At 68.1% G+C, this 24,039-nt stretch carries 22 protein-coding genes and 1 tRNA gene; 9 read left to right on the forward strand and 14 right to left on the reverse strand.

From position 1 onward, the window contains the following. Positions 1-30 precede the first annotated feature (30 nt). Positions 31-1,290 (reverse strand): ABC transporter substrate-binding protein, encoded by a 1,260-nt coding sequence (locus tag GZ64_RS0106040; protein WP_029265506.1) that lies wholly within the window; start codon positions 1,288-1,290, stop codon positions 31-33. 200 nt (positions 1,291-1,490) lie between these two features. Here GZ64_RS0106040 and GZ64_RS0106045 point away from each other — a divergent pair, with 200 nt between their 5' ends. Beyond that, positions 1,491-2,642, forward strand: a complete 1,152-nt coding sequence (locus GZ64_RS0106045) for an ROK family transcriptional regulator (RefSeq protein WP_021200380.1) — start codon at positions 1,491-1,493, stop codon at positions 2,640-2,642. An 18-nt stretch (positions 2,643-2,660) separates the two neighbouring features. On the opposite strand, the gene GZ64_RS0106050 is transcribed toward GZ64_RS0106045, so the two are convergent. The 8 genes from GZ64_RS0106050 to GZ64_RS0106085 all read right to left on the reverse strand — a co-directional run bounded on the left by GZ64_RS0106050 (position 2,661) and on the right by GZ64_RS0106085 (position 12,834). Then, positions 2,661-3,935 carry an alpha-L-fucosidase gene (locus GZ64_RS0106050; RefSeq protein ID WP_373695051.1) on the reverse strand — a complete coding sequence of 425 codons (1,275 nt, stop codon included), beginning with the start codon at positions 3,933-3,935 and terminating at the stop codon, positions 2,661-2,663. Positions 3,936-4,028: 93 nt separating this feature from the next. Next, positions 4,029-5,249, reverse strand: a complete 1,221-nt coding sequence (ilvC, locus tag GZ64_RS0106055) for a ketol-acid reductoisomerase (protein ID WP_331280733.1) — start codon at positions 5,247-5,249, stop codon at positions 4,029-4,031. Then, positions 5,137-5,646: an acetolactate synthase small subunit gene (gene ilvN, locus GZ64_RS0106060; protein ID WP_017830816.1), complete on the reverse strand. Its 510-nt coding sequence runs from the start codon at positions 5,644-5,646 to the stop codon at positions 5,137-5,139. The genes ilvC and ilvN overlap by 113 nt, the downstream gene beginning before the upstream one ends. Before the next feature lie 3 nt (positions 5,647-5,649). Continuing rightward, entirely contained in the window at positions 5,650-7,452 is a 1,803-nt protein-coding gene (locus GZ64_RS19990; protein ID WP_021200377.1) for an acetolactate synthase large subunit, read from the reverse strand. A gap of 51 nt (positions 7,453-7,503) precedes the next feature. After that, positions 7,504-9,222: a dihydroxy-acid dehydratase gene (gene ilvD, locus GZ64_RS19995; protein WP_021200376.1), complete on the reverse strand. Its 1,719-nt coding sequence runs from the start codon at positions 9,220-9,222 to the stop codon at positions 7,504-7,506. Between the two features lie 9 nt (positions 9,223-9,231). Continuing rightward, positions 9,232-10,029: a trehalose-phosphatase gene (gene otsB, locus GZ64_RS0106075; RefSeq protein WP_029265510.1), complete on the reverse strand. Its 798-nt coding sequence runs from the start codon at positions 10,027-10,029 to the stop codon at positions 9,232-9,234. 78 nt (positions 10,030-10,107) lie between these two features. Next, positions 10,108-11,514 (reverse strand): alpha,alpha-trehalose-phosphate synthase (UDP-forming), encoded by a 1,407-nt coding sequence (locus GZ64_RS0106080; protein WP_021200374.1) that lies wholly within the window; start codon positions 11,512-11,514, stop codon positions 10,108-10,110. Positions 11,515-11,577: 63 nt separating this feature from the next. Further along, the gene (locus tag GZ64_RS0106085) at positions 11,578-12,834 is read right to left on the reverse strand and encodes an MFS transporter (protein ID WP_021200373.1); all 1,257 of its coding nucleotides are present in this window, start codon (positions 12,832-12,834) and stop codon (positions 11,578-11,580) included. A gap of 209 nt (positions 12,835-13,043) precedes the next feature. Between GZ64_RS0106085 and GZ64_RS0106090 the strand changes: the two genes are divergently transcribed. Both GZ64_RS0106090 and GZ64_RS0106095 read left to right on the forward strand, forming a co-directional pair. Next, complete coding sequence (locus GZ64_RS0106090; protein WP_029265511.1) at positions 13,044-14,249, forward strand: aminotransferase-like domain-containing protein; 1,206 nt, start codon at positions 13,044-13,046, stop codon at positions 14,247-14,249. Positions 14,250-14,258: 9 nt separating this feature from the next. Further along, a complete protein-coding gene (locus tag GZ64_RS0106095) occupies positions 14,259-14,558 on the forward strand; it encodes a hypothetical protein (RefSeq protein WP_021200371.1) in 300 nt (99 codons plus the stop codon). A gap of 24 nt (positions 14,559-14,582) precedes the next feature. Here the strand turns inward: GZ64_RS0106095 and GZ64_RS0106100 are convergent, their stop codons facing one another. From GZ64_RS0106100 to GZ64_RS0106110, 3 genes are read right to left on the reverse strand one after another with little or no spacing between them, the layout of a single operon-like run. Continuing rightward, positions 14,583-15,767, reverse strand: a complete 1,185-nt coding sequence (locus GZ64_RS0106100) for an acetyl-CoA C-acetyltransferase (protein ID WP_029265513.1) — start codon at positions 15,765-15,767, stop codon at positions 14,583-14,585. Beyond that, positions 15,760-16,428, reverse strand: coding sequence for a CoA transferase subunit B (locus GZ64_RS0106105; protein ID WP_029259037.1), 669 nt, complete (start codon positions 16,426-16,428; stop codon positions 15,760-15,762). Before GZ64_RS0106105 ends, GZ64_RS0106100 begins: the two co-directional genes overlap by 8 nt. A gap of 1 nt (position 16,429) precedes the next feature. After that, positions 16,430-17,203, reverse strand: coding sequence for a CoA transferase subunit A (locus tag GZ64_RS0106110; RefSeq protein ID WP_029265514.1), 774 nt, complete (start codon positions 17,201-17,203; stop codon positions 16,430-16,432). A 104-nt stretch (positions 17,204-17,307) separates the two neighbouring features. Here GZ64_RS0106110 and GZ64_RS0106115 point away from each other — a divergent pair, with 104 nt between their 5' ends. The 4 genes from GZ64_RS0106115 (at position 17,308) to GZ64_RS0106130 (ending at position 20,374) form a co-directional block, all read left to right on the forward strand. Then, the gene (locus GZ64_RS0106115) at positions 17,308-18,093 is read left to right on the forward strand and encodes an IclR family transcriptional regulator (protein ID WP_029265515.1); all 786 of its coding nucleotides are present in this window, start codon (positions 17,308-17,310) and stop codon (positions 18,091-18,093) included. Positions 18,094-18,128: 35 nt separating this feature from the next. Beyond that, positions 18,129-18,566, forward strand: coding sequence for a MarR family winged helix-turn-helix transcriptional regulator (locus tag GZ64_RS0106120; protein WP_021200366.1), 438 nt, complete (start codon positions 18,129-18,131; stop codon positions 18,564-18,566). Then, entirely contained in the window at positions 18,563-19,792 is a 1,230-nt protein-coding gene (locus GZ64_RS0106125; RefSeq protein WP_036271558.1) for an MFS transporter, read from the forward strand. The genes GZ64_RS0106120 and GZ64_RS0106125 overlap by 4 nt, the downstream gene beginning before the upstream one ends. A 99-nt stretch (positions 19,793-19,891) precedes the next feature. Beyond that, on the forward strand, positions 19,892-20,374 hold the full coding sequence (locus tag GZ64_RS0106130; RefSeq protein WP_021200364.1) for a YbaK/EbsC family protein: 483 nt from the start codon (positions 19,892-19,894) through the stop codon (positions 20,372-20,374). Between the two features lie 185 nt (positions 20,375-20,559). Here GZ64_RS0106130 and GZ64_RS0106135 read toward each other — a convergent pair whose 3' ends face one another. Further along, a complete protein-coding gene (locus GZ64_RS0106135; RefSeq protein ID WP_136025519.1) occupies positions 20,560-22,071 on the reverse strand; it encodes an Ig-like domain-containing protein in 1,512 nt (503 codons plus the stop codon). Positions 22,072-22,397: 326 nt separating this feature from the next. Further along, positions 22,398-22,470 (reverse strand) — tRNA-Lys (locus GZ64_RS0106145). A gap of 156 nt (positions 22,471-22,626) precedes the next feature. Here GZ64_RS0106145 and GZ64_RS0106150 point away from each other — a divergent pair. Together GZ64_RS0106150 and GZ64_RS0106155 are read left to right on the forward strand one after the other, a co-directional pair. After that, positions 22,627-23,418 carry an inositol monophosphatase family protein gene (locus GZ64_RS0106150; protein WP_029259031.1) on the forward strand — a complete coding sequence of 264 codons (792 nt, stop codon included), beginning with the start codon at positions 22,627-22,629 and terminating at the stop codon, positions 23,416-23,418. A 21-nt stretch (positions 23,419-23,439) separates the two neighbouring features. Then, entirely contained in the window at positions 23,440-24,006 is a 567-nt protein-coding gene (locus GZ64_RS0106155) for a hypothetical protein (protein WP_021198648.1), read from the forward strand. Positions 24,007-24,039 lie beyond the last annotated feature (33 nt).

Below are 24,039 nucleotides of genomic sequence, written 5' to 3' on the forward strand. Positions count from 1 at the left end.
TGCTGCGTTACTGCGGTGGCCGGAGCCGGGTCACTCGCCGAACTGCGCCTGCGCGTTGGAGAGCAGCTCTTCCATCGTCATCTGACCGTTGTAGACGCTGACCAGGTTGGGCTGGATGTAGCTGTCGAGCTTCTGCCAGTTCTTCGTCATGTACAGCGGAACGGTGTCGCCGAACGCGGCCTCGAACACCGACTGCACCTGGTCGCGGTACTTCTCATCGATCGACTCGAAGTACAGCGGCTGCGAAGAGGTGCGCGCGGGGTACGAGCGACCGGAGGAGGCGATGTAGTCCTGCGCATCCTCACCCAGCAGCGAGCCCATGACCTTGAGCGCGGCCTCCGGGTTCTTGCAGTTCGCCGAGATGCCGTAGCCGGAGCCGAGGATCGGGCCGGGGTTGCCGTCCGCACCTGCGGGCAGCGGCACCATGCCGGCGGCGAAGCCGGACTCGTTGTCGAGGTAGCTCACGGCGTTCCACGTGCCGTCGACCGCCATCGCGGCGTTCGCGCCCGTGTACTGGTTCTCACCCCAGCCGGTGTCCGACGCCGACGCCACGGGAGCCGCGACCTTCTTCTCGGTGACGAGCTCGGCATACCAGGTCGAGGCGTCGACGAACGCCTTCTCGTCGATGTGCAGGGTGCCGTCCTCGGAAGCCGGCTGCGTCGCGGAGTACGCGATCGGCATCGACATCCACTGGTAGCCGCCCATGCCCATGCCGAAGCCGTACTTGCCGTCCTTGGTGGCAGCCGCGGCGATGGTGTCGAAGTCGTCGAACGTCCACCCGATCTCCGGGGTGGGGGCGCCCGCTGCGGTCAGCATGTCCTGGTTGTAGTAGACGAGCATGGTCGCGACGTCGAAGGGCACACCGTAGGTCTTGCCCTCGAAGCTGAGGATGCCGTCGGCGCTCGGGTTGAACTCGGACCAGTCGATGCCCGCCGTCTTGAGGTCGGCGTCGCTCAGCTCGCGGAATCCGCCGGTGTAGCCGCCCAGCTGCGCTCCGCTCATACCGGTCACGCACGCCATGTTGCCGCTGGCCATGTTGGTGGTCAGCTTCGTGAAGAAGTCGCTCCACGGCGACGTCTGCAGCTTGATCTTGATGTCGGGGTTCTGCTCCTGCGCGAATGCGACCTGGGCCTCGAGGGCATCGACGTCGGACTCGCTCCCCGCCCACATGTCGACGACGATCGTGTCGCCGTCGGCGGAACCGCCGGTGCCGTTGCCGCTCGCGCAGCCGGTCATCGCGACTGCGACGCCGGCGACGGCGACAACAGCCCCTACACGCAACTTCTTCATTGAATGCCTCCTGGAAGGGAACTGGTTATTTCGAGGCTCGAATTAACCTAGTAGGATTTCGTATGAAGTTACCGTTTCATACTTCGCAAGGGGCCGCAAGCTGAACATCCGATGTTTATCGGACCTTGATAATTCGTAACTCCCGGGAAACACGACCATCCCCCGCTACGCTGACGATGCTCCGACAGGAAAGTGCTCCCATGACGAACACCGCTGACACCACCGTCGACGACCCGCACACGCGGCGGATCCTCGACCTCGTCGCGCGCGGCGAGGCCCGCTCGCGATCGGAGCTCGCCACATCGCTCGGCGTCGCCGCATCGACGGTCGGACTCCGCGTACAGTCCCTCCTCGACGCCGGAGTCCTCCGCGAAGCGGGCGACGGCACCTCGCGCGGCGGACGACGTCCCCGGGTCCTCCAGATCGCCGCGGACGGCTTCGTACTCTCGGCAGACCTCGGCGGCGGCCACGCGCGCATCGGCAGGCACTCCCTCAGTGGCGCCCTCTTGGACAGCGAGTCGATCGCCGTCGATGTGACCGAGGGCCCCGAGGCGACGCTCGACCGCCTCGGTGTCGTGTTCGACCGCCTGGCGTCCGCCGGCCGCGTCCACGCGATCGGCATCAGCCTTCCGGGCCCCGTCGACATCGCGACAGGCTCGGTCGATCAGCCATCGCGGATGCCCGGATGGCCGGGGTTCCGCGTCGGCGAGCACCTCTCCACGCGCTACGACGTTCCGGTGGCGGTCGACAACGACGCCAATCTCGCCGCCCTGGGAGAGCACCGTGAGCGCTTCGGCCACACCGGCCACAGCATCACGGTGAAGGCGGGAACCGCGATCGGCAGCGGCATCATCGTCGACGGCCGCGTGCACCGCGGTGCGACCTCCGCCGCCGGCGACATCACGCACACCCGCATCGACGGCAGCGGCGACATCCCCTGCTCCTGCGGCAACACCGGCTGCCTCGAGACCGTGGCGAGCGGGGCGAGCCTCGTGCGGCAGATGCGAGACCGCGGCAACGACTCCGTGCACACGACGACCGATGTGCTCAGCCTGGCACGCGATGCGGATCCCCTGGCCACGACGCTGGTGCGGACCGCAGGCACCCATCTCGGACAGGCGCTCTCCGGCGTCGTGAACTTCTTCAACCCGCACGCCGTGTTCCTCACCGGCAGCATGAGCGCATCCGAACCGTTCATCGCCGCCGTCCGCAGCCGGGTCTACGAGGCGTGCCACCCGCTCGCCACGCAGCGCCTGCGCATCGAGTCCGCGACCACGGGCGCTGATGCCATCCTGCATGGAGCCGCGCGCCTCGCGCTCGAGGGCATGGACATCCCCGTGGCGACGGCCTGAGCCGCCGCCACGAGGGACTCAGTCGGCGATCAGAGTCAGTTCGATCACGGGCACGAGCACGTCGGGGCGCCGCACCGGGAGGTGCACCGTCAGCGTCCCCTCGGCCTCCCCCGCAGGCGTCATCAGATCCGCCTCGCGATCCGGATCGGACACGCTGGTCCGGAGCCACGATCCGTCGTTCAGCAGCCGCGCGTACGACACCTTCCCGGCGAGCTCCGGCAGGTGCACGAAGCCCATCGGCCAACTGAACAGGTTCAGGTACAGGCGGTTCCCCCTACGCGTGTACACCCCCTCGCGCGGCGGGGTGAACGACGCGTGCCCGGCGCCGATCACGGCGCCCCGATGCAGGCGCATCCACTCGCCGATCTCTCCCAGCGTCTGCGCATCGCGGGGCGCGATCGCCCCACGTCCGTCCGGGCCGATGTTCAACAGCATGTTGCCGCCCATCGACACAGAGTCCACCAGCATCTGCACGAGCATGGTGGGCGACTTCTGATCGGTGTTGTCACGGTGGTAGCCCCAGGAGCCGTTCAGCGTCTGGCACGCCTCCCAGATCAGCGGCACACCGTCACGCACGATCGGCGAGGTCGGCTGGTACTGCTCGGGGGTGACGAAGTCGGCCGGAATGCCCAGACGATCATTCACGAGCATGTTCGGCTGCAGTTCCCGGCACAGGGCGAGCAGGGCTGTCGCGTCCCAGTCGCCGGGCCCCTTGCCCACCCATCCGTCCTTCTCCTCGGGGTAGGTGAAGTCGAAGAAGAGGTAGTCGATGTCGCCGTACTCCGTGAGGAGCTCGCGCACCTGCCCGTGGAGGTAGTCGCGGTACGCGGCCATGTCGCGCCCGACGTTCAGCGCGTGCGCGCCCTCGTCGTCACGGCGCGGGTGATTCCAGTCCACGGTGAAGTCGGGGTGATGCCAATCGATCACCGAGTGGTAGAGGCCGACCTTGAGGCCCTCGGCCCGCAGCGCCTCCACATACTCGCGCACGAGGTCGCGTCCGGTGTTCGTCACCGACGTGAAGTCCGTCAGCTTCGAGTCCCAGAGGCAGAATCCGTCGTGGTGCTTCGTGGTGAGCACCACGTATCCCATGCCGGTCTCCTTCGCCGTGCGCGCCAGGGCGGTCGCATCGAAGAGATCCGGGTCGAAGTGCTCGAAATACTGCCGGTAGTCCTCATCGGTGAGGCGTTCGTAGTTCTGGACCCACTCGTGCCGGGCAGCGCCGCTGTAGAGGCCGAAGTGGACGAACATGCCGAACCGGGCCCGGTCAAACCATTCCTGTCGCATGTCCTCCATCCTGGCATAGACATCGGATGTTTAGAGGCAGAATGACCTCGGTCACGAAGAACGGGCGCCCCCGAAGGGACGCCCGTTCTTTCGAGAATCGAATCAGCGCGCGGCGCTGCCGTCGACGTAGTCCTCATCCTGCTGCTTCCACGCGAAGAGCGAACGCAGTTCCTTGCCGGTGACCTCGATCGGGTGCTGCTCCTCCTTCGCACGCAGTGCCAGGAACTCCTCGGCCCCGTTGTCCTGGTCGTCGATGAAGCGCTTCGCGAAGGCGCCGGACTGGATGTCGGCCAGCACGCCCTTCATGCTCTCCTTGACGCGCTCGTCGATGACGCGCGGGCCGGAGACGTAGTCGCCGAACTCGGCGGTGTCGGAGATCGACCAGCGCTGCTTGGCGATGCCGCCCTCCCACATCAGGTCGACGATCAGCTTGAGCTCGTGCAGAACCTCGAAGTACGCGATCTGCGGCTGGTAGCCCGCCTCGGTCAGCGTCTCGAAGCCGGCCTGCACCAGGTGGCTCACGCCACCGCAGAGCACGGCCTGCTCACCGAACAGGTCGGTCTCGGTCTCCTCGGTGAAGGTCGTCTTGATGACGCCGGCGCGGGTGCCGCCGATGGCCTTGGCGTACGAGAGCGCGAGGTCCCATGCCGTGCCCGATGCGTCGCGCTCGACGGCGATGATGTCGGGGATGCCACGGCCGGCGACGAACTCGCGACGGACCGTGTGACCGGGAGCCTTCGGGGCGACCAGGATCACGTCGACACCCTCGGGAGCGTCGATGTAACCGAAGCGGATGTTGAAGCCGTGCGCGAAGGCGAGCGTCTTGCCGGCCGTCAGGTTCGGCGCGATCGACTCGCTGTAGATCGTGCGCTGGTGCTGGTCCGGCGCGAGGATCATGATGACGTCGGCCCACTCGGTGGCCTCGGCGACGGTCTTCACCGGGAAGCCGGCCTCCTCGGCCTTGGCTGCCGACTTGGAGCCCTCCTTGAGGGCGATCGCGACCTCGACACCCGAGTCGCGCAGGTTCTGCGCGTGGGCGTGACCCTGCGATCCGTAGCCGACGATCGCGACCTTCTTGCCCTGGATCAGGGACAGGTCTGCATCGGCGTCGTAGAAGATCTCGGTGCTCACTATGTGTTTCTCCTTGTTCTTTGCGTTTCGTCTTGCTTCGCGCGCTCGATGAGCGGCGAAAAATCGGTACTCGGGTTGGTCAGCCGCGCAGGACGCGTTCGGTGATGCTCTTGCCGCCGCGGCCGATCGCGAGAAGGCCGGACTGCGCGATCTCCTTGATGCCGAAGGGCTCGAGCGCGCGCAGCATCGCATCGACCTTGCCCTTGTCACCGGTCACCTCGATCACGAGTGCGTCGGAGGCGTAGTCGACCACGGAGGCGCGGAAGAGGTTCACCACCTCGATCACGTTCGAGCGCGTGGCGTTGTCGGTGCGCACCTTCACGAGCATGTGCTCGCGCTGCACGGAGGTGGCGAAGTCGAGCTCGACGATCTTGATCACATTGATCAGCTTGTTGAGCTGCTTGGTGACCTGCTCGAGCGGAAGCTCGTCGACGTCGACGACGACGGTGATGCGGGAGATGCCCGGCACCTCCGTCACGCCGACGGCGAGGGAGTCGATGTTGAAGCCGCGGCGGGCGAAGAGCCCCGCGACACGGGTCAGCAGGCCGGGGGTGTTCTCCACCAGCAGGCTCAGCACGTGGGTCGACATGGATCAGTCCTCCTCGTCGAATGCGGGCGCGTGCTCGCGGGCGTACTGGACATAGCTGTTGCTGACTCCCTGCGGGACCATCGGCCACACCATGGAGTCGGCACTCACGACGAAATCGATCACCACGGGGCGGTCGTTCGTCTCGAGCGCGAGCTGGATGGCGGCGTCCACCTCCTCTTCCTTCTCCACGCGGATCGCGAGGCAGCCGTAGGCCTCGGCGAGCTTCACGAAGTCGGGGATGCGGATCGTGCCGTGACCCGTGTTCAGGTCGGTGTTGGAGTGACGGCCGTCATAGAACAGCGTCTGCCACTGCCGGACCATGCCGAGCGACGAGTTGTTGATGATCGCGACCTTGATCGGGATGTTGTTGATCGTGCAGGTCGCGAGCTCCTGATTCGTCATCTGGAAGCAGCCGTCGCCGTCGATCGCCCAGACCGGACGCTCGGGCTGCGCCACCTTGGCCCCCATCGCGGCCGGCACCGAGTAACCCATCGTGCCGGCACCGCCGGAGTTCAACCAGGCGTTCGGACGCTCGTACTTGATGAACTGTGCCGCCCACATCTGGTGCTGACCGACGCCGGAGGCGAAGATGCCCTCCGGACCGGTGAGCTCGCCGATCCGCTGGATCACATACTGCGGAGCCAGGAGGCCGTCCGTCGTCGGCGCGTATCCGAGGGGGAACTCGGTGCGCAGTCCGTCGAGGTACGACCACCATTCCTCGATGTCGGGCTTCGCGCCGGAGGTCGCCCCGCGGAAGGCCGCATCGAGATCGGTGAGCACATCGCGCACGTCGCCGACGATCGGCACATCGGCCGTGCGGATCTTGGAGATCTCGGCCGGGTCGATGTCGACATGGACGACCTTCGCGTTCGGCGCGAACAGAGCCGCCTTACCCGTGACGCGGTCGTCGAACCGGGCACCGAGCGACACCAGGAGGTCGGCCTCCTGGAGCGCCAGCACGGCGGGAACCGTGCCGTGCATGCCGGGCATGCCGAGGTGCTGAGGGTGCGAGTCGGGGAACGCGCCGCGCGCCATCAGCGTGGTGACGACCGGCGCGCCGGTGGACTCCGCGAGCTCGAGGAGCTCCGCCGACGCCTTGCCGCGGATCACACCACCGCCGACGTACAGCACCGGCTTCTTGGCCTCGGCGAGCAGCGTCGCCGCGGCCTGGATCTGCTTGCCGTGCGCCTTAGTGACGGGACGATAGCCGGGGAGGTCGATCTTGGGCGGCCACACGAACGGGGCGGTCGCCTGCTGCGCATCCTTCGTGATGTCGACCAGCACGGGGCCGGGGCGTCCGGTGCCCGCGATCTCGTAGGCCGCGGCGATCGCGCCGGGGATGTCCGCGGCATCCTTCACCAGGAACGAGTGCTTGGTGATCGGCATCGTGATGCCCACGATGTCGGCTTCCTGGAACGCGTCGGTTCCCATCAGCGTCGAGAACACCTGGCCGGTGATGGCGAGCATCGGAACCGAGTCCATGTAGGCATCGGCGATCGCGGTCACGAGGTTGGTCGCACCGGGCCCGGAGGTCGCGATGCACACGCCGACCTTGCCGGAGGCCGATGCGTAGCCCTCGGCGGCGTGACCGGCGCCCTGCTCGTGCCGCACCAGGATGTGGCGCAGCTCGGAGGCATCCATGAGCGGGTCGTAGACCGGGAGGATCGCACCTCCGGGAAGACCGAACACGTCGGTGACACCGAGCAGCTCGAGCGAGCGGACCACGGCCTCCGCGCCGGTGATCTCCGGCGCAGAGGATTGACGGGCGGGCGGCCTCGGCACGGCCGGGGCGGTATCAGCAGTCATGAGTTTCCTTCTGATGATCTGTGGAGGACGCCGGACGTCGGAGCGTCCGGGTCAGCCGGTGGTCGCTCCCTCGGCGGCGGACCGCACGAGGCGCGAGTACTTGGCAAGAACGCCTCGGGTGTAGCGCGGGGGAAGCGGCTCCCAGCCAGAACGGCGGGAGGCGAGCTCTGCCTCGTCGACGAGTAGATCGAGAGAGCGAGCTGCGATATCGACCCGTATCAGATCACCATCGCGCACGAAGGCGATAGGACCTGCGTCCACCGCTTCGGGTGCTATGTGGCCGATGCACAGGCCGGTTGTGCCGCCTGAGAATCGTCCGTCAGTCAAGAGTAGTACATCTTTTCCGAGCCCCGCGCCCTTGATGGCCGCAGTGATGGCGAGCATCTCGCGCATGCCCGGTCCGCCCTTGGGGCCCTCGTAGCGGATCACGATGACGGTGCCGGGCTCGATCTCCCCCTCGGCGACCGCGTCCATGGCGGCGCGCTCGCGCTCGAACACGCGTGCAGGGCCCTCGAACACGGCGGCGTCGAAGCCGGCGGTCTTGACGACAGCGCCCTCGGGGGCGAGGGAGCCGTGCAGGATCGTGAGGCCGCCGGTCGCGTGGATCGGGTTGTCGAAGGTGTGGATGACCTCGCCGTCGATCGGCTGCGGGTCGAGGTCGGCGAGGTTCTCGGCGAGCGTCTTGCCCGTGACGGTGAGCGCGTCGCCGTGCAACAGGCCCTCGTCGAGCATCGCCTTCATGATCACGGGGATGCCGCCGTGACGATCGACGTCGTTCATCACGTACTTGCCGAAGGGCTTCATGTCGGCGACGTGCGGGACCTTGTCGCCGATGCGGTTGAAGTCGTGCAGGCTCAGCTCGACGTCGGCCTCACGGGCGATCGCGAGCAGGTGCAGGACGACGTTCGTGGAACCACCGAGGGCCATCGCGAGGGCGATCGCGTTCTCGAACGCCTCCTTGGTGAGGATGTCGCGCGTCGTGATGCCCTGACGGAGCAGGTTCACCACGGCCTCACCCGAGCGGTGCGCGTAGTAGTCGCGACGACGATCCGCTGCGGGCGGAGCCGCCGAGCCCGGAAGGCTGAGGCCGAGGGCCTCCGCGACCGACGCCATAGTGTTGGCGGTGTACATGCCACCGCAGGCACCCTCGCCGGGAGCGATGGCGCACTCGATGCGCTTGAGGTCCTCCTCGCTCATGAGACCGGCACGGCAGGCACCGACCGCCTCGAACGAGTCGATGATCGTGACGTCCTTCTCGGTGCCGTCCGAGAGCTTGACCCAGCCGGGAGCGATCGACCCGGCGTACAGGAACACGCTCGACAGGTCGAGGCGCGCGCTGGCCATGAGCATTCCGGGGATCGACTTGTCGCAGCCGGCGAGGAGCACGGAACCGTCGAGGCGCTCGGCCATCATGACGGTCTCGACGGAGTCGGCGATGACCTCGCGCGACACGAGCGAGAAGTGCATCCCCTCGTGGCCCATCGAGATGCCGTCCGAGACGGAGATCGTGCCGAACTGCAGCGGGTAGCCGCCGCCGGAGTGCACGCCTTCCTTGGCCCCCTGAGCGAGACGGTCGAGGCTCAGGTTGCAGGGAGTGATCTCGTTCCAGCTCGACGCGATGCCGATCTGCGGCTTGTCCCAGTCGGCGTCTCCCATGCCGACGGCACGGAGCATGCCTCGGGAGGTCGTGGCCTCGATGCCGTCGGTGACGACGCGGCTGCGGGGCTTGATGTCGATGGGCGCGCTGTGAGAGGGATCATGCGAGGACATGACGGAAGTCTATTGCCGACGAGAGGCGCGTTCGTCCGCCAACGCCTCCAGAAGCTCGGCGATCTGTTGTGGAGTGTCCACACGCAGGGTCGCGACGCTCTCCCCCGGGCCCACGCGCACGCCGAGGTCGCCCTCTCCGAGCACACGCATCGCGTCCTCGTCGGTCACATCGTCGCCGGCGAACAGGATCCCCGTGGCATCGAAGCGATCGCGGAGCGCGGTCATCGCGGCGTCCTTGCCCTCGGTGCGCGAGGAGAATTCGAGAACCCGGTGCCCGGAGCGCCGCCGCCAGTGCGGGAATCGCTCGGCGACGAGCGCGTCGATCTCCGCGAAGACGCGTTGCTCGGTCTCCCGGTCCGCACGGCGGGTGTGCACGCCCATGCCGAAGGTCTTGGGCTCGAACTCCGCACCCTCGTACCGCTCGATGATCGGCTTCGCCGCAGCCCAGAGCTCTTCCCGAGCCCCTTCTTCCGTCTCCTCGCCTGGTGCGTCCACGTCGCCCTCGCCGGGGAACCAGTACTGGGCGCCGTGTGAGCCGGCCAGCGCGATCGCGGAGTCGTCCGTGTGCTCGGTGATCACGCGGAGGTCGTGCATGCTGCGACCGGAGACGTAGGCGACGACCGTGTCCGGCAGAGCGGCGAGGCGTTCGACCTGGACCGCCACCTCGGGAAGCGCCCGTGCCGCCATCGGGTCTGCGACCAGAGGAGAAGCCGTGCCGTCGAAGTCGAGGGCGACCACCAAGCGCGGTGTGGCAGCCAGAGCCTGCAGGTCGTCGTCAGCGGTTCCGGGGATCCAGGGACGCGTCACGGATTCTCCAATCACAGGGGTGGTTCTCGGCGGCTCCGGCGTGAGCCGCACGCTCAGTATCTCGGTCGTGGAGGAACGTCAGCGACCACGGACCTCGGAGAGCGCGGCCAGGAACGACGACGACCACGCGTCGACGTCGTTGTCCAGCACCCGACGTCGAAGCGACCGCATACGCCGCCCCTGCTCCGCCGGAGGCATCTCCACGGCCGTCATGATCGCATCCTTGAGACCCTCGATGTCGTGCGGGTTCACCCGGACCGCCTGCCGCAGCTCGTCCGCGGCGCCGGTGAACTCGCTGAGCACCAGCACCCCGCGGTCGTCGACGCGGGTCGCGACATACTCCTTGGCGACGAGGTTCATGCCGTCCCGCAGGGCCGTCACCAGCATCACATCCGCGGCGAGGTACAGCGCGACCATCTCTTCGCGCGGATACCCCTGGTGAAGATATCGGATCGCGGAATGGCCCATCGTGTCGGTATCACCGTTGATGCGGCTGACCGCGAGCTCGATCTCGTCGCGCAGGTGCACGTACGCATCCACACGCTCCCGGCTGGGACTGGCGACCTGCACGAGCGTCACGTCTTCGACTTTGAGTCGCCCCTCTGCGAGCAGCTCGCCGTATGCCTTGATGCGGTGACGGATGCCCTTGGTGTAGTCGAGCCGGTCGACACCGAGCAGGATGCGCTTGGGGTTTCCGAGGCTCGCGCGGATCTCCGCCGCCCTCGCGCGCACATCCTCGCGGGCAGCGAGCTCGAGATACGGGGTGGTGTCGATCGAGATCGGGAATGCCCGCGCCATCGCGGTTCGGGTGCCCTCTCCCTCGGGGACGGAGACATGGGGACCCTTGACCTCGTAGCGCAGCCGCCGGCGTACGGCGGTCAGGAAGTAGGTGGCGTCCTGCGCGCGCTGGAAGCCGATGACGTCGGCGCCGAGCAGCCCGCGCAGCACCTGGTCACGCCAGGGCAGCTGCGCGTAGAGCCCGTGTGCGGGGAACGGGATGTGATGGAAATACCCGATCGTGACATCCGGGCGCAGTTCGCGCACCATCTGCGGCACGAGCTGCAGCTGGTAGTCGTGAACCCAGACCGTGCCCTCCGGCGCCGCGGCATCAGCGGCCGCCTCGGCGAACCGTCGATTCACGGTGACGTAGGCATCCCACCACTCGCGGTGGTACTGCGGAGGAGCGATCACGTCGTGATAGAGCGGCCAGATCGTGTCGTTCGCGAAGCCCTCGTAGTACTCCGCCACCTCCTGGGCACTCAGCGCGACCGGAATCAGATCGATGCCGTCGGCCTCGAAAGGCTCCAGCTCGACGTCGGCCTGACCGGGCCAGCCCACCCAGGCTCCGTGGACACTGCGCATCATGGGTTCGAGGGCGGCGACGAGTCCGCCCGGAGAGGTGCGCCAGGTCTCCTCACCATCAGGCCCCACCACGCGATCCACGGGCAGGCGGTTGGCGACGACGACGAAATCTGCTGCGGCCACGAGGGCTCCTCCCGGGGGTTTCCTCCAGGCTATCGAGGAACGCGGACTTCCGCGGATCGTCGCTCAGGCCTTGACGAGAGCCTCCCGGCGCCCCACACCAGTCAGGAACCAGTTGGCCAGGCCCGCCGCGAAGGCGATGAACGCCGCGATCATCGGCAAGAGAAGCGCCGCAGGAGTGCCGACGTTCTCTGCGATCTCACCGGCGAACGCGGCTCCGATCGACTGACCGACGACCACACCGGATCCCAACATGGTCATGACGGTGGCCGAGCGTCCGCGCGGACTGCGGGCGGCGCCGAAGCTGTACTGCGTGACGAGGGTGGGTCCGATGCCGATTCCCATGATCGCGAGCGCCAGCATCATCGTGCCCGGTGTGTCGACGAATCCGAGCAGAAGGGTGCCCGCCAGCAGGATGCCGGAGAAGACGAGCCATCGCGCCCGCATCGAGAAGGCGGCGGGAAGCCAGGCGACGCCGAGCGCGAGGATGGCGGAACCGACGCCCATGACCCCGTAGAGGAGCCCGGCCTGCTCCGGCGCGCCGCGATCGGCCATGAACGACGTCAGCGAGGTGAGCATCGTGCCGAAGAAGATCCCGACTCCGAGGATGCCGAGGACGACGATCAGCAATTGCGGGCGGAACAGCTCGGAGACGGCGGACGGCGCCCTGCCGTCGGCGTCGCGATCCTGCGACACGTGTCGACCGCTGGGGTGCAAAGCGAAGGCACCGACGAAGACCACCGTGAGCACGGCCGCGCCGACCAGAGGCGCCCACGGCGCGATGGCCGACGCGAGGATACCGACCAGGAAGGGACCGAAGACGAACACGGTCTCGTCGGCCGCGGACTCGTAGGCCATCGTGCCCGACACCGTCTTGGCGCGGCGAGCCACGGCCATCCGTTCGTTGATGATCGTCACCAGCCGCGAGCGCGAGAGCGGTGCGACCTGCGGGGCGGTGGCTCCGATGCCCACTGCGGCCAGCAGCACGAAGCCGTCTGCCGCGGTGCCATAGACCACGAACGTGAAGAGCAGGAGCATGGCGCCGTTGGCGAGGGCGAGCACCATCAGGACGACGCGCTGACCGAAGCGGTCTGCGGCGGCGCCGAGAAGAGGCCCGAAGCAGGCCGTGCCGAGGCCGACGGCTGCGGAGGTGAGCCCGCCCAGGGACAGGGAACCGCGGGCGGACACGACCACGGTCAGGACGCCGACCACCATCATGGCGAACGGCAGTCGCGCGATGAAGGCGATCAGGAAGTAGGGCAGACCGGCGAGACGCAGAAGGCTCGGCTCGGTGAGTGGTGGGATTGCTGTGGCGCGTGTCATGGCTCTCGCGCGTCGAGGACGCGATGTCGGGTGCCGCCGCTGTCCGTCGGAATGCCGACGGCCGGTAGATACACGGGGTGCGGCCGCGGGCGAGCCGCGACGAAACCATGATAGCGGGTCGGCCCGGGGAACAGCAGGGAAGCCGGCGCCTCGGGACGGGTCTAGTCTGGGCGACACCCGCCCAACGACAAGCGCCCGAGGAGTCCCCGTTGCCCACTGCCCCGCAGGCCGCCGCGCCGATCCTCTCCCTCCCGTCGCGTTCACAGCGTGCCGGCAGTGCCAAGACCTCGCCGGTCCGCGACCTGCTGGCCCTCACCGCGCGCCCCGAGGTCATCTCGTTCGCCGGCGGGCTCCCCGCGCCCGAGCTCTTCGACGTCGAGGGCATCCGCGCCGCGTTCGATGCCGTGCTCGACTCCCCGGGGGTGCTCCAGTACTCCACGTCCGAGGGAGACCCGGGACTGCGGGACGCGGTCGCCAGACGCTATTCGTCCGACGGGCTACCCACCGCGGCATCCGACCTCATCGTCACGACGGGGTCGCAGCAGGGGCTGGGGCTCATCTCGACGACGCTCGTCGATCCCGGCGACACGATCCTGGTTGAGGAGCCCTGCTACCTCGCAGCGCTCCAGACGTTCGCGCTGGCCGGTGCCCGCGTCGTCGGTGTCCCCTACGTCGGCGATGACCTCGACCTCGACGCACTGGACCGCCTCGCCGCGCACCATGGACCGAAGTTCTTCTACACCGTGCCCACGTTTCAGAATCCGACCGGACGCACGCACGATGTCGAAGCACGACGCACGATCGCCGCGATCGCGCAGCGCCGAGGCTTCCGGATCGTCGAGGACGAGCCGTACCGCCAGCTGCGGTACTCGGGGGATGCCCTCCCCTCGCTCGCCGCGTTCGCCCCCGAACATGTCATCAGCCTCGGCAGCTTCTCCAAGGTGATCGCACCCGGCCTGCGCATCGGCTGGATCCGCACCACGGCCGACATCCGCTCGTCGATCACGATCGCCAAACAGGCGGCCGACCTGCACACCTCCACGATCGACCAGGCCGCGGCCGCCCACTACCTCGCTTCGGGCCGCGGCGAAATCGCGCTCTCGCGCATCCGCGAAGCGTATGCCGCTCGTCGCGACGCGATGCTGGAGATGCTTCCCTCCGCGCTCCCGGACGGAAGCAGCTGGAACCGACCCGACGGTGGCATGTTCGTCTGGGTTCGACTCCCCGAGGGACGGGACGCCGCATCGGCGCTTCCCGCAGCGCTCGCCCACGACGTCGCTTTCGTACCGGGCACGTCGTTCTTCTCCGGTATCCCCGACGAACGCACCCTCCGCCTGTCCTTCACCACCTACTCCCCTGCCAGGATCAGGGAGGGCTTGTCAAGGCTCGGTGCGACCTGGGGTACGGGAAGGTAGCGTGGGGGCATGCGCTACCTCTTCAGCACTGGACTTGTCGCTGCGATCTCTGCCGGGGTCTCCCTGCTGCGCGGCACGCGCGAGCAGCCGATCACCTGGCGCGCCGTCCTGTCGTGGGTGAGCTGGGGAATCACGATGGCACTCGCGGTCGGCGCCGTCGTCGACATGAACCGTGAACGCCGCGGCGTCCTGGTCGACGCCGACTCGCCCCAGTCGGTCAAGAAGGCGAAGAAGGCCCAGCGACTGCAGTTCCGGTCGCAGAAGGCTCTCGCCGACACGCAGGACCACGCGAAGGACGCTCGCCCCTGACGTCCTCCCCGCCCGAGACTCTTGTCACCGGGTGAGGATGAGGGCTTCTCCCTGACCGCCACCGCCACAGAGGCCGACGGCGGCCGTACCACCACCTCGACGAGCGAGCTCGTGTGCGACATGCACCACGAGCCGGTTCCCCGATGCGCCGATCGGGTGGCCGATGGCGATGCCGCCGCCATGGATGTTCACGACGCCCTCGTCCAGGCCGAGCTCCTCCTGCGAACGGGCGACGACAGCACCGAAGGCCTCGTTGATCTCCACCAGGTCGAGATCGGCGGGCGCGATGCCCTGCTTCTCGCACGCACGTTCGATGGCACGCGCCGGCTGCGCCTGCAGCGAGTTGTCGGGACCGGCGGTCTGCCCGCTCGCTCCGACGGTCACGAGCACGGGCCATCCCTTGGCGTCCGCAGTCCGTCGTGTCGTCACCACCACAGCCGAGGCACCGTCGGAGATCGGTGACGAGTTCCCCGCCGTGATCGAACCTCCCTCTGCGAACGCGGCACGCAGTCCCGCGAGGGTCTCGACGGTGGTGTCCGGACGCACGCCCTCGTCCCTCGTCACGCGCACGGGCTCTCCCCGACGCTGCGGCACGTCGACGGCGACGATCTCCTCGTCGAAGAGACCTGCCTCCTGCGCTGCCGTCGCCCGCTGATGCGACAGCGCGGCCACCCGGTCCTGCGCTTCACGGGTCAGCCCGAAGCGCGCGTTGTGCCGCTCGGTGGACGCGCCCATGCTCTCCCGGTCATACGCATCCGTGAGGCCGTCGTATGCCATGTGGTCGAGAACCTCGACGCTGCCGTACGCCCAGCCGTCGCGCGATCCCATGAGCAGATGGGGCGCGCGCGTCATCGATTCCATCCCGGCGGCGACGACCACATCGGCGTCGCCGGTGCGGATCATCCGCGCCGCGTCGATGATGGCGGTCAAACCGGACAGGCACACCTTGTTCACGGAGTGCGCGGGAACGTCCCACCCGATCCCTGCGCCGATGGCCGCCTGACGCGCCGCGTTCTGCCCCGACCCCGCGGCGAGCACCTGGCCGACGATGACCGCGTCGACGTCAGCCGGATCGATCGAGCCCTGCTCCAGCGCACCTCGGATGGCGAAGGAGCCGAGCTGAGGTGCGGTGAACGCGGCGAGCTGCCCCTTGAGGCGACCCTGAGGCGTGCGGGCGGCGGCGACGATGACGACATCGTTCTCAGTCATGGTCTGTGGTCCTTCCGGTGAGGAGAGTGCGGGAGATGGTGAGCGGTGGTTCCGTGGCGGCGATGACCTCGTCGACCGTGACGCCCGGCGCCGTCTCGACGAGCACCAGGCCTTCGGCCGTCACATCGACCACGGCGAGGTCGGTGATGATCCGATCGACGACACCGCGACCGGTCAACGGCAGCGAGCACTCGTCGACGATCTTCGCGGAGCCGTCCTTGGCCACGTGCTCCATGAGCACGATGACGCGGCCGGCTCCGTGAACCAGATCCATGGCGCCGCCGGGACCCTTGACCATCTTGCCCGGGATCATCCAGTTCGCGAGGTCGCCTCTCACGGAGACCTGCATCGCTCCCAGGATGGCCGCGTCGATCTTGCCGCCGCGGATCATGCCGAAGCTGGTCGCGGAGTCGAAGAACGCCGCTCCGGGGAGGGTGGTGACCGTCTCCTTGCCGGCGTTGATGAGGTCTGGGTCGACAGCGTCCTCCCGCGGGTAGGGACCGACGCCCAGGATGCCGTTCTCCGACTGCAGGACGACCGTGACCCCGGGCGGGACATGGTTGGGTACGAGGGTGGGCAGGCCGATGCCGAGGTTGACGTAGGCGCCGTCCTCCAGCTCGATCGCCGCGCGGGCCGCCATCTGCTCACGGGTGAGTGCCATCTCAGGCTCCTTCCACGGCGACGGTCCGCCGCTCGATGCGCTTGGGGATGTCGAGGCCCACCTCGACGATCCGGTGCACGAACACGCCGGGGAGGTGGATGTCGTCGGGGTCGAGCTCGCCCGGCTCCACCAGCTGCTCGACCTGCGCGATGCAGATGCGACCGGCCATCGCGGCGAGCGGATTGAAGTTGCGCGCGGCCTTGTTGAACACGAGGTTTCCGTGTCGGTCGCCGCGTGCCGCGTGCACGAGCGAGAAGTCGGTGGTGATCGCCTCTTCCAGGACGAACTCCTTCGGCTGCCCGTTCACCGCGAAGACGCGCACGTCCTTCACCGGCGAGGCGGTGGCGATGGTTCCGTCGGGGTTGTACCGACGCGGCAGCCCGCCTTCGGCGACCTGCGTCCCGACACCCGTCTGGGTATAGAACGCGGCGATCCCCGAGCCGCCGGCCCTGAGCTTCTCTGCCAGGGTGCCCTGCGGGGTGAGTTCGAGTTCGAGTTCGCCACTCAGGAACTGACGCTCGAACTCCTTGTTCTCCCCCACGTACGACGAGGTCATCTTGTGGATACGCTGCGCGGCGAGCAGCACTCCGAGTCCCCAGTCATCCACTCCGCAGTTGTTGCTCACCACGCTGAGGCCCTTGGTGCCCTGCGCGAGGAGAGCCTCGATCAGAGCGATCGGGTTCCCGGACAGGCCGAAACCGCCGACGGCCAGCGACGCTCCGTCCTCGATGTCGGAGACGGCAGCCTCCGCAGACTCCCATTGCTTGTCGATCACGTCGGCTCCTTCGATTCCGTGCTCACCCCAGCATCCGCCGACGAGCCGTCTGCGGGGAAGCCGGATCTTGCGATGTGGCCGAACACCGAGGTAGCGTCCACATTATGGAACCCGCCTCTTCAGTACCCGGCACGCAGGCGATCGCGAGGGCCGCGCGTCTGCTCCGTCTGGTGACCGCCGCGGGCTCCGACGGAGCCTCTTTGCAGGAGCTCGCGGTCGCCGCCACGCTCTCGCGCTCGACCGCCCACCGCCTTCTGAGCGCCCTCAAATCGGAAGGACTCGTCGACCGCGACGGCGCGAGCACGCGATGGATGCCCGGGCCGGAGCTCTTCCTCATGGGATCGGTGGCAGCGGCCCGCTACGACGTCACCACGCTCGCCCGCGATATCGTCCGGTCTCTCGCCGTGAAGACCGAGGAGAGCGCGTTCCTCTCCGTGCGGCGCGCGGACGAGACGGTGTGCCTCCTCCGCGAAGAAGGGTCGTTCCCGATCCGTTCCTTCGTGCTGAGCGAAGGCGTCCGCTTCCCGCTCGGCGTCGCCAGCGCAGGGCTCGCCATCTTGGCGTTCCTTCCCGACCACGATGTGGATGCCTATCTCGACCGCCATCCGGAGCTGGAGGGAGCGTGGGGGCGCGCACACGGACAGAGCCCGCTCCGAGCGCGCCTCGCCGAGACCAAGGAACGCGGGTATGCCGTCAACCCCGGACTCATCGTCGAGGGCAGCTGGGGGCTGGGTGCTGCGGTCTTCGATCGCGCAGGGCGCCCGGAATGGGCGCTGAGCCTGACCGGCGTCGAGTTCCGCTTCGGCCCGGAGCGGATGGCCGAACTCGGTCGCACGCTCCTCGCGCACGCGCACCAACTCTCCGCGAGGATCGCCAGCACCAGGCGGTGACGACCATTCATACCAAACGGTATATACTCGTTGGTATGAATCGCGTCGATGTCATCCCCTCTCTGGTGCTGTCGGGGTACGCGCTCGGCCGCATCGCCGCTCAGGACGCCGGGAACGACGCACCTGCGGCGCAGTGGCGAGTGTTGAGCCTCCTCGAACAGGCAGGCGCGAGAAGGGTGGGTGAACTCGCCGCGGCCGCCCGCACAACCCAACCCGGCATGACCCGCCTCCTCGGCGGCTTGGAACGGGAAGGACTCGTGCTCCGCTCCCCCGATCCCGACGATTCACGAGCGACGGTCGTCGACATCACACCACGGGGAACCGCCGCCCTCGCCGCCTGGCGCGCCGAGTTCCGTGACACGCTCGCCCCGCGCTTCGCCGCGCTGAGCGACGAGGAATGGGCTGCCCTCACCCGTGCGGCGGAGATCCTCGCCGCGCACACCGCCACTGATCGAACAGGAGAATCTCGGTGAACACCCCCGCCACCCCCTCGGTGTGGAAGCAACCGGCCCAGGTGTGGGCCGTCGCATTCGCGTGCGTCGTCGCCTTCATGGGCATCGGCCTCGTGGACCCGATCCTGCCCGCGATCGCGGAATCGCTCCAGGCCTCGCCGGTCGAGACCGAGTTGCTGTTCACCAGCTACCTCCTCGTGACCGGGCTCGCGATGCTCGTGACCAGCTGGATCTCGAGCCGCATCGGCGCGAAGGCCACCCTGCTCATCGGATTGGCGCTGATCGTCGTCTTCGCCCTGCTGTGCGCCCTGAGCGGCAGTGTCGATGCCGTCATCGGTTTCCGGGCAGGCTGGGGCCTCGGCAACGCCCTGTTCATCTCGACCGCGCTCGCTACGATCGTCGGCGCCGCGTCAGGTGGCAGCAGCGCCGCCATCGTGCTCTACGAAGCCGCGCTCGGCCTCGGCATCGCCGTGGGCCCTCTCCTCGGCGGACTCCTCGGGGAGCAGAGCTGGCGCGGCCCGTTCTTCGGCGTCGTCGTGCTGATGGCCGTCGCATTCGTTGCCGTGCTCGTGCTGCTGCGGGGGCCCGGGGAGAAGCGGGTTCCCGTGAAGTTCTCCGCGCCGTTCGCCGCGCTGCGGCGTCCCGCACTGGCGGTCCTCGCGATCACAGCGCTGTTCTACAACATCGGCTTCTTCGTGCTGCTGGCGTTCTCGCCGTTCCCCCTCGGCTTCGGCGCGATGGGAATCGGCTTCACGTTCTTCGGATGGGGCGTCGCACTCGCCGTCACCAGCGTGTGGGTCGCGCCGATCCTGATGCGCCGGATGCCCCGCACGCGCATCATCCTCGTCGTGCTCCCCCTCCTGGCGATCGACCTCGTCGCCGCCGGCCTCCTGGTCGCGAACGCCGCTGCTCTCGTCGCCTGCATCGTCATCGGCGGGCTCCTGCTCGGCGTCATGAACACCGTGCTCACGGAGGCCGTGATGGAGGCCACGGATCTTCCGCGCTCCGTCGCCTCCTCGGCGTACTCCGCCGTGCGATTCCTCGGCGGTGCGATGGCTCCTCCGATCGCGGCGCTGCTGTGGCACGCGTTCAACGCGACGGTTCCCTACCTGTTCGCCGCTGCCTCGGTGCTGCTGGCCGCACTCACGGTGTTCCTGGGACGCCGAGTGCTCGCGCACATCGACGACGAGCCTGCGGACGCGACGACGGAGGACGCCGCGGCTATCCTCGTGGGCGACGCCGCCTGAACCGGACCTGCGACGTCGGAACGGCCAGCGGAGCCCGCTCCGGCGTCGCAGCCTGCACCCTCTGGATCCGGCAGCCTGCGCCTTGGATATCGTGGGGCGATGAGCGAAACGCCTTCCCTCCCCGAACGCAGCCGTCTCGTGCATGAGCATCTCGTGGACGCCGGCGTCGAGACAGCGATCCGTGTGCTTCCGGACTCCGCACGCACAGCCGTGGAGGCCGCTGCGGCGATCGGGTGCGACGTCGCGGCGATCGCCAACAGTCTGGTGTTCCTCGCCGATGGCGTCCCCGTCCTGGTTCTGACCAGCGGCGGTCACCGCGTGGAGCTCTCCACCCTGCGGGCGAGCATCGGCGCGGACGACGTGTCCATGGCGCCCGCATCCGTGGTCCGCTCGGCGACCGGCCAGGCGATCGGCGGCGTCGCGCCTGTCGGGCACCCCGCGCCGCTCCGCACGTTCATCGACGAAGCACTGCGGGACCATCGAGAGCTGTGGGCGGCCGCGGGCCATCCGCACACCGTCATGCCACTGACGTTCGACGAGCTCCGCCGTATCACGGACGCGACGGTGATCGCCGTCGTCTGACTCCCGGGAACGACCTCACGGAGAAGGATCTCGCGGAAGACCGGAGAGCCTTTGCTCTCCCGCGCGCGACGAAGCCGGTACGACGAAACCGGTACCGCGGAGCAGGAGACTCCTCGGCACCGGCCTCGTCCGGTGGATCAGTCGTCCGATGGACCAGTCGTCCGATGGATCAGTCGTCCGATGGATCAGTCCTGGGCCGCGCGCGAGCGCGCCCGGACCGCTCCGAGAACGGTCAGAGCGATGCCGACCAGCAGCGCAGCGGCGCCGCCCCAGAGCATCGCGGCGGGCACATAGCCACCGGTGGTGGCCAGCGACGACCCACCCGTGAGTGGCAGCTCGGTGGGCGGAGTGACCGCGGTGGGCGGTGTCGGCGGTGTCGTCGGCGGAATCACGGGCGGCGTCGTCGTCGCGGTGTTGGTGAGCGTGACCGCGAGTGTCGTACCGGAGCCGACGGTGAACTGCGCTCCGCCGTCGGCCACGGAGTGCACATCGGGTCCCGAGAACACGGGAACACCCCAGTCGACCCCCTCGACCGCCGGTGGCGTGAGTTCCACGAGTGTGACGACGGTCCCCGTGGGCAGCTGGATGAGCGGTGCGGTCGCCCCCGCCGTGACCGTGACGGTGCGCTCGACGACCGGGTCGCCATAGCTGTAGCGCACGGTGTAGACGGCATCGGCCGGTACCTCAGACGAACCGGAGCCGCCGACGACCTTAGTGAGGGTGAATGCGCCGGTGGCGTCGCCGTCTCCGCTTCCCCCACCGGTGACAGACCACACCTCCCTGTCCTGGAGCTTGATCCCGTTGACGTCGGCGGTGTTGGCGTAGGTGGCACCGTCGACCTGCGAGCTCGGCACCGTGAAGTACTTGACGAAGTACATCCGCGTCGGGTCGATCGGGCCGGGGATCACGAGGTGGAAGGCCGTGCCGCCGTCGTTCCATGATCCGGTCCAGTTCGTGATCGACTGCGGATCCCGATCCTGCATTGTCGTGCTCCATACCTCGAGCTGCTCATCCTCGTTGTGATGTTCGGCGAATCCGTCGCCCGCCCCGGTCAGGGTGTCGTCGACGACGATCGACTCCGCGCCCGCGAAGCTCGCACCCGGCAGCGCCAGCTGCCACGCGATCCTGCCGTCATCCGTCTGCCACGACCACTTCTGCGGTTCTGTGGGCAGCGGCGACGACGGTCCGATGCCGCCGCCGGGAATCTCGACGGGCGTGATGGTGCCATCGACGGTGAACTCCACCGTGCTCTCGGTCGTCTGCTCATCGGCGGAGGCGACGAACCACAGGGAGCCGCTGACCCCGGTGCGCCCGTTCACGTAGTCGGTGAGCGTGCAGGTGACGACCGGTGCGGCGTCGGTGCTCACGGTGCACTCGGCGATCGTCTTGCTCGGATCCTCCGCAGAGGGTACCGAGAAGGATGTCCCCGCCCGGGCGAACTCCTTCGGCAGGGTGAACCCGAAGGTCTGTCCACCGACCGCGCCGTCCGGCACCGACCACTCGGCGTCGACCCGCACCTGGTCCCACTGCGAGACCGCTCCGCCGCCCCCGACCGTGGTCACGGTGATCGACGAAGGATCGATGGCCGCGGGATAGTCGTACTCCGCAGCTGAGGCGGCTCCCGCACCGGCCAGTGTGATCACGGCGCCCAGCGCTGCGGCCGCAGCGGCGATGATCGCGGTTGTCTTCCGGCGCACGACGGCGCCACCGTTTCTCTCGTACAAGATCTTCCCCAGTTCTTGATGTAGCCCATCCCGTCGGCGCTGCTGCGAAGCAGTGAGGCGTCCGAGGGCGCGAGGCATGTGTCCCCATATGAGAGACGGCGGCGGGCTCGATCCATTACGCGATACCGCAGAATCCGTCGCGCTCGTCGCTCGGACACACGATGACATCGCCGTCGTCACGCGGGGCGAGCACGGCCGACACGTCGAGGAGAAGCGGGCGGAAAGGTTCGCCCCATCGGGGAGCAACCGGGAAAACAGAAAAGCCTCGGTAGATGGCGAGATCTACTGAGGCTGTTCCGTGCACCCCCTGGGACTTGAACCCAGAACCCACTGATTAAGAGTCAGTTGCTCTGCCGATTGAGCTAGAGGTGCGTGGCCCGGGATAACCCCGACCGAGGAATTACATTACCAGCCGACCGGTCCCATGTGAAATCGAGACCGGCACCCGGGCGCGCCGCCGCCGGGCGGGCAGCGAAACATGGTCTTTCGGCCCTCCGGCCCCGCCGATCCGGCCAGTATTCTTAGACCGTGACCACCTCCCCCGACAGCCTGCGGCACGACCTCGACCTCGCACTCCGCCTGGCCGATGCCGCCGATGCCCAGTCGCTCCCCCGGTTCGACGCGTCCGACCTCGAGATCTCGACGAAGGCCGACAACTCCCATGTGACGGACGCCGATCTCGCGACGGAACGTGCGATCCGCAGCATCCTCGAAACCGAGCGGCCGGAAGACGGCATCTTCGGCGAGGAGTTCGGCGCGCAGGGCAGTACCCAGCGTCAGTGGATCATCGACCCGATCGACGGAACGGCCAATTTTCTTCGTGGCGTCCCGCTGTGGGGCACGATGATCGCGCTGGCTATCGACGGCGTCCCCCAGGTGGGAGTGGTGAGCATGCCGGCGCTCGGACGGCGCTGGTGGGCATCGGCCGGCGGAGGCGCCTGGACCACGCTCGAGGGCGAACCGCGTCGGCTCCGGACGTCGTCGGTCTCCTCTCTCGACGACGCGAGCGTGAGCTTCCAGAGCATCGCGCAGTGGTCGGAGGCGGGGCGCCTCGACACCCTGCTGGCCGTGGCCGGGCGTGTCTGGCGAGACCGGGCCTATGGGGACGTCTACTCGTACATGCTCCTCGCCGAAGGACGCATCGACATGGTCGCCGAGTTCGACGTCAAGGAGTACGACATCGCAGCGGCCGTCCCGATCGTCCGCGAGGCCGGCGGGCGCATGACCGACGTCGACGGTGTCGAGACGATCTCCGCCCGCTCGACACTCGCAACCAACGGCACCCTTCACGACGACTTCCTCACCCTGATGCAGAACTGATCGAACCACGAGGCCCCCGCGATGAATTTCCGCATCATGTCCGCAGCCGCGGGCGTCCTGCTGCTCGTCGGAGCCCTCACCGCGTGCGCCGCTCCGGAGCCGCGTACGTCGCCCACGCCTGATGCCGGCAGTCCGCAGCCGACGCCGTCCTCCGTGCCGGTGACCTCGCCGACGCCGGAGCCGGCCGAAACGGAACTCACCTGCGAGTCGATGATCTCGGCCGGCACGGTCACCGCTCTCGCCGATGCCGGCTGGACCGCCGAGACGAAGGAGTTCGTCGTCGGGGGTGTCGAATTGACCGAGGGGCTGCTGTGCTTCTGGGCCGATTACACCGTCGGATCCGACCATGGGCAGCTGTACGGCTGGTCTCCGATCGACGACTCCGATGCCGCAGCGGCACAGGCCGCACTCCTCGCCGAGGGCTGGAAACGGGAAGACGGCCCTGACGGCGTCTACTTCACCGAAGACGCCCGATACGCCATGGGCACGGACGAAGACGGCTACGGCATGACGTATCTCTTCGGCGACGGATGGGTGCGCCTCGCGGACACGCGCCAGGGGCTCATCTTGATCGAGTGGCCGCGTTAGATCCCTCGTCGACTCCCGTCGGGGTCGATCTCC

It is taken from the genome of Microbacterium sp. Cr-K32 (assembly GCF_000708345.1).
In the GTDB taxonomy this organism is placed as follows: domain Bacteria; phylum Actinomycetota; class Actinomycetes; order Actinomycetales; family Microbacteriaceae; genus Microbacterium; species Microbacterium maritypicum_A.

Coding starts and splice junctions, on each gene's coding strand:
- GZ64_RS0106120 (WP_021200366.1), top strand. CDS start 18,129: ATGAATCGCGTCGATGTCATCCCCTCTCTGGTGCTGTCGGGGTACGCG.
- GZ64_RS0106045 (WP_021200380.1), top strand. CDS start 1,491: ATGACGAACACCGCTGACACCACCGTCGACGACCCGCACACGCGGCGG.
- GZ64_RS0106095 (WP_021200371.1), top strand. CDS start 14,259: ATGCGCTACCTCTTCAGCACTGGACTTGTCGCTGCGATCTCTGCCGGG.
- GZ64_RS0106040 (WP_029265506.1), bottom strand. CDS start 1,290: ATGAAGAAGTTGCGTGTAGGGGCTGTTGTCGCCGTCGCCGGCGTCGCA.
- GZ64_RS0106155 (WP_021198648.1), top strand. CDS start 23,440: ATGAATTTCCGCATCATGTCCGCAGCCGCGGGCGTCCTGCTGCTCGTC.
- ilvC (WP_331280733.1), bottom strand. CDS start 5,249: ATGCGATGCTGCGCGCGCTCGAGCCCTTCGGCATCAAGGAGATCGCGC.
- GZ64_RS19990 (WP_021200377.1), bottom strand. CDS start 7,452: ATGACTGCTGATACCGCCCCGGCCGTGCCGAGGCCGCCCGCCCGTCAA.
- GZ64_RS0106100 (WP_029265513.1), bottom strand. CDS start 15,767: ATGACTGAGAACGATGTCGTCATCGTCGCCGCCGCCCGCACGCCTCAG.
- GZ64_RS0106115 (WP_029265515.1), top strand. CDS start 17,308: ATGGAACCCGCCTCTTCAGTACCCGGCACGCAGGCGATCGCGAGGGCC.
- ilvN (WP_017830816.1), bottom strand. CDS start 5,646: ATGTCGACCCACGTGCTGAGCCTGCTGGTGGAGAACACCCCCGGCCTG.
- ilvD (WP_021200376.1), bottom strand. CDS start 9,222: ATGTCCTCGCATGATCCCTCTCACAGCGCGCCCATCGACATCAAGCCC.
- GZ64_RS0106130 (WP_021200364.1), top strand. CDS start 19,892: ATGAGCGAAACGCCTTCCCTCCCCGAACGCAGCCGTCTCGTGCATGAG.
- GZ64_RS0106105 (WP_029259037.1), bottom strand. CDS start 16,428: ATGGCACTCACCCGTGAGCAGATGGCGGCCCGCGCGGCGATCGAGCTG.
- GZ64_RS0106050 (WP_373695051.1), bottom strand. CDS start 3,935: ATGGAGGACATGCGACAGGAATGGTTTGACCGGGCCCGGTTCGGCATG.
- GZ64_RS0106085 (WP_021200373.1), bottom strand. CDS start 12,834: ATGACACGCGCCACAGCAATCCCACCACTCACCGAGCCGAGCCTTCTG.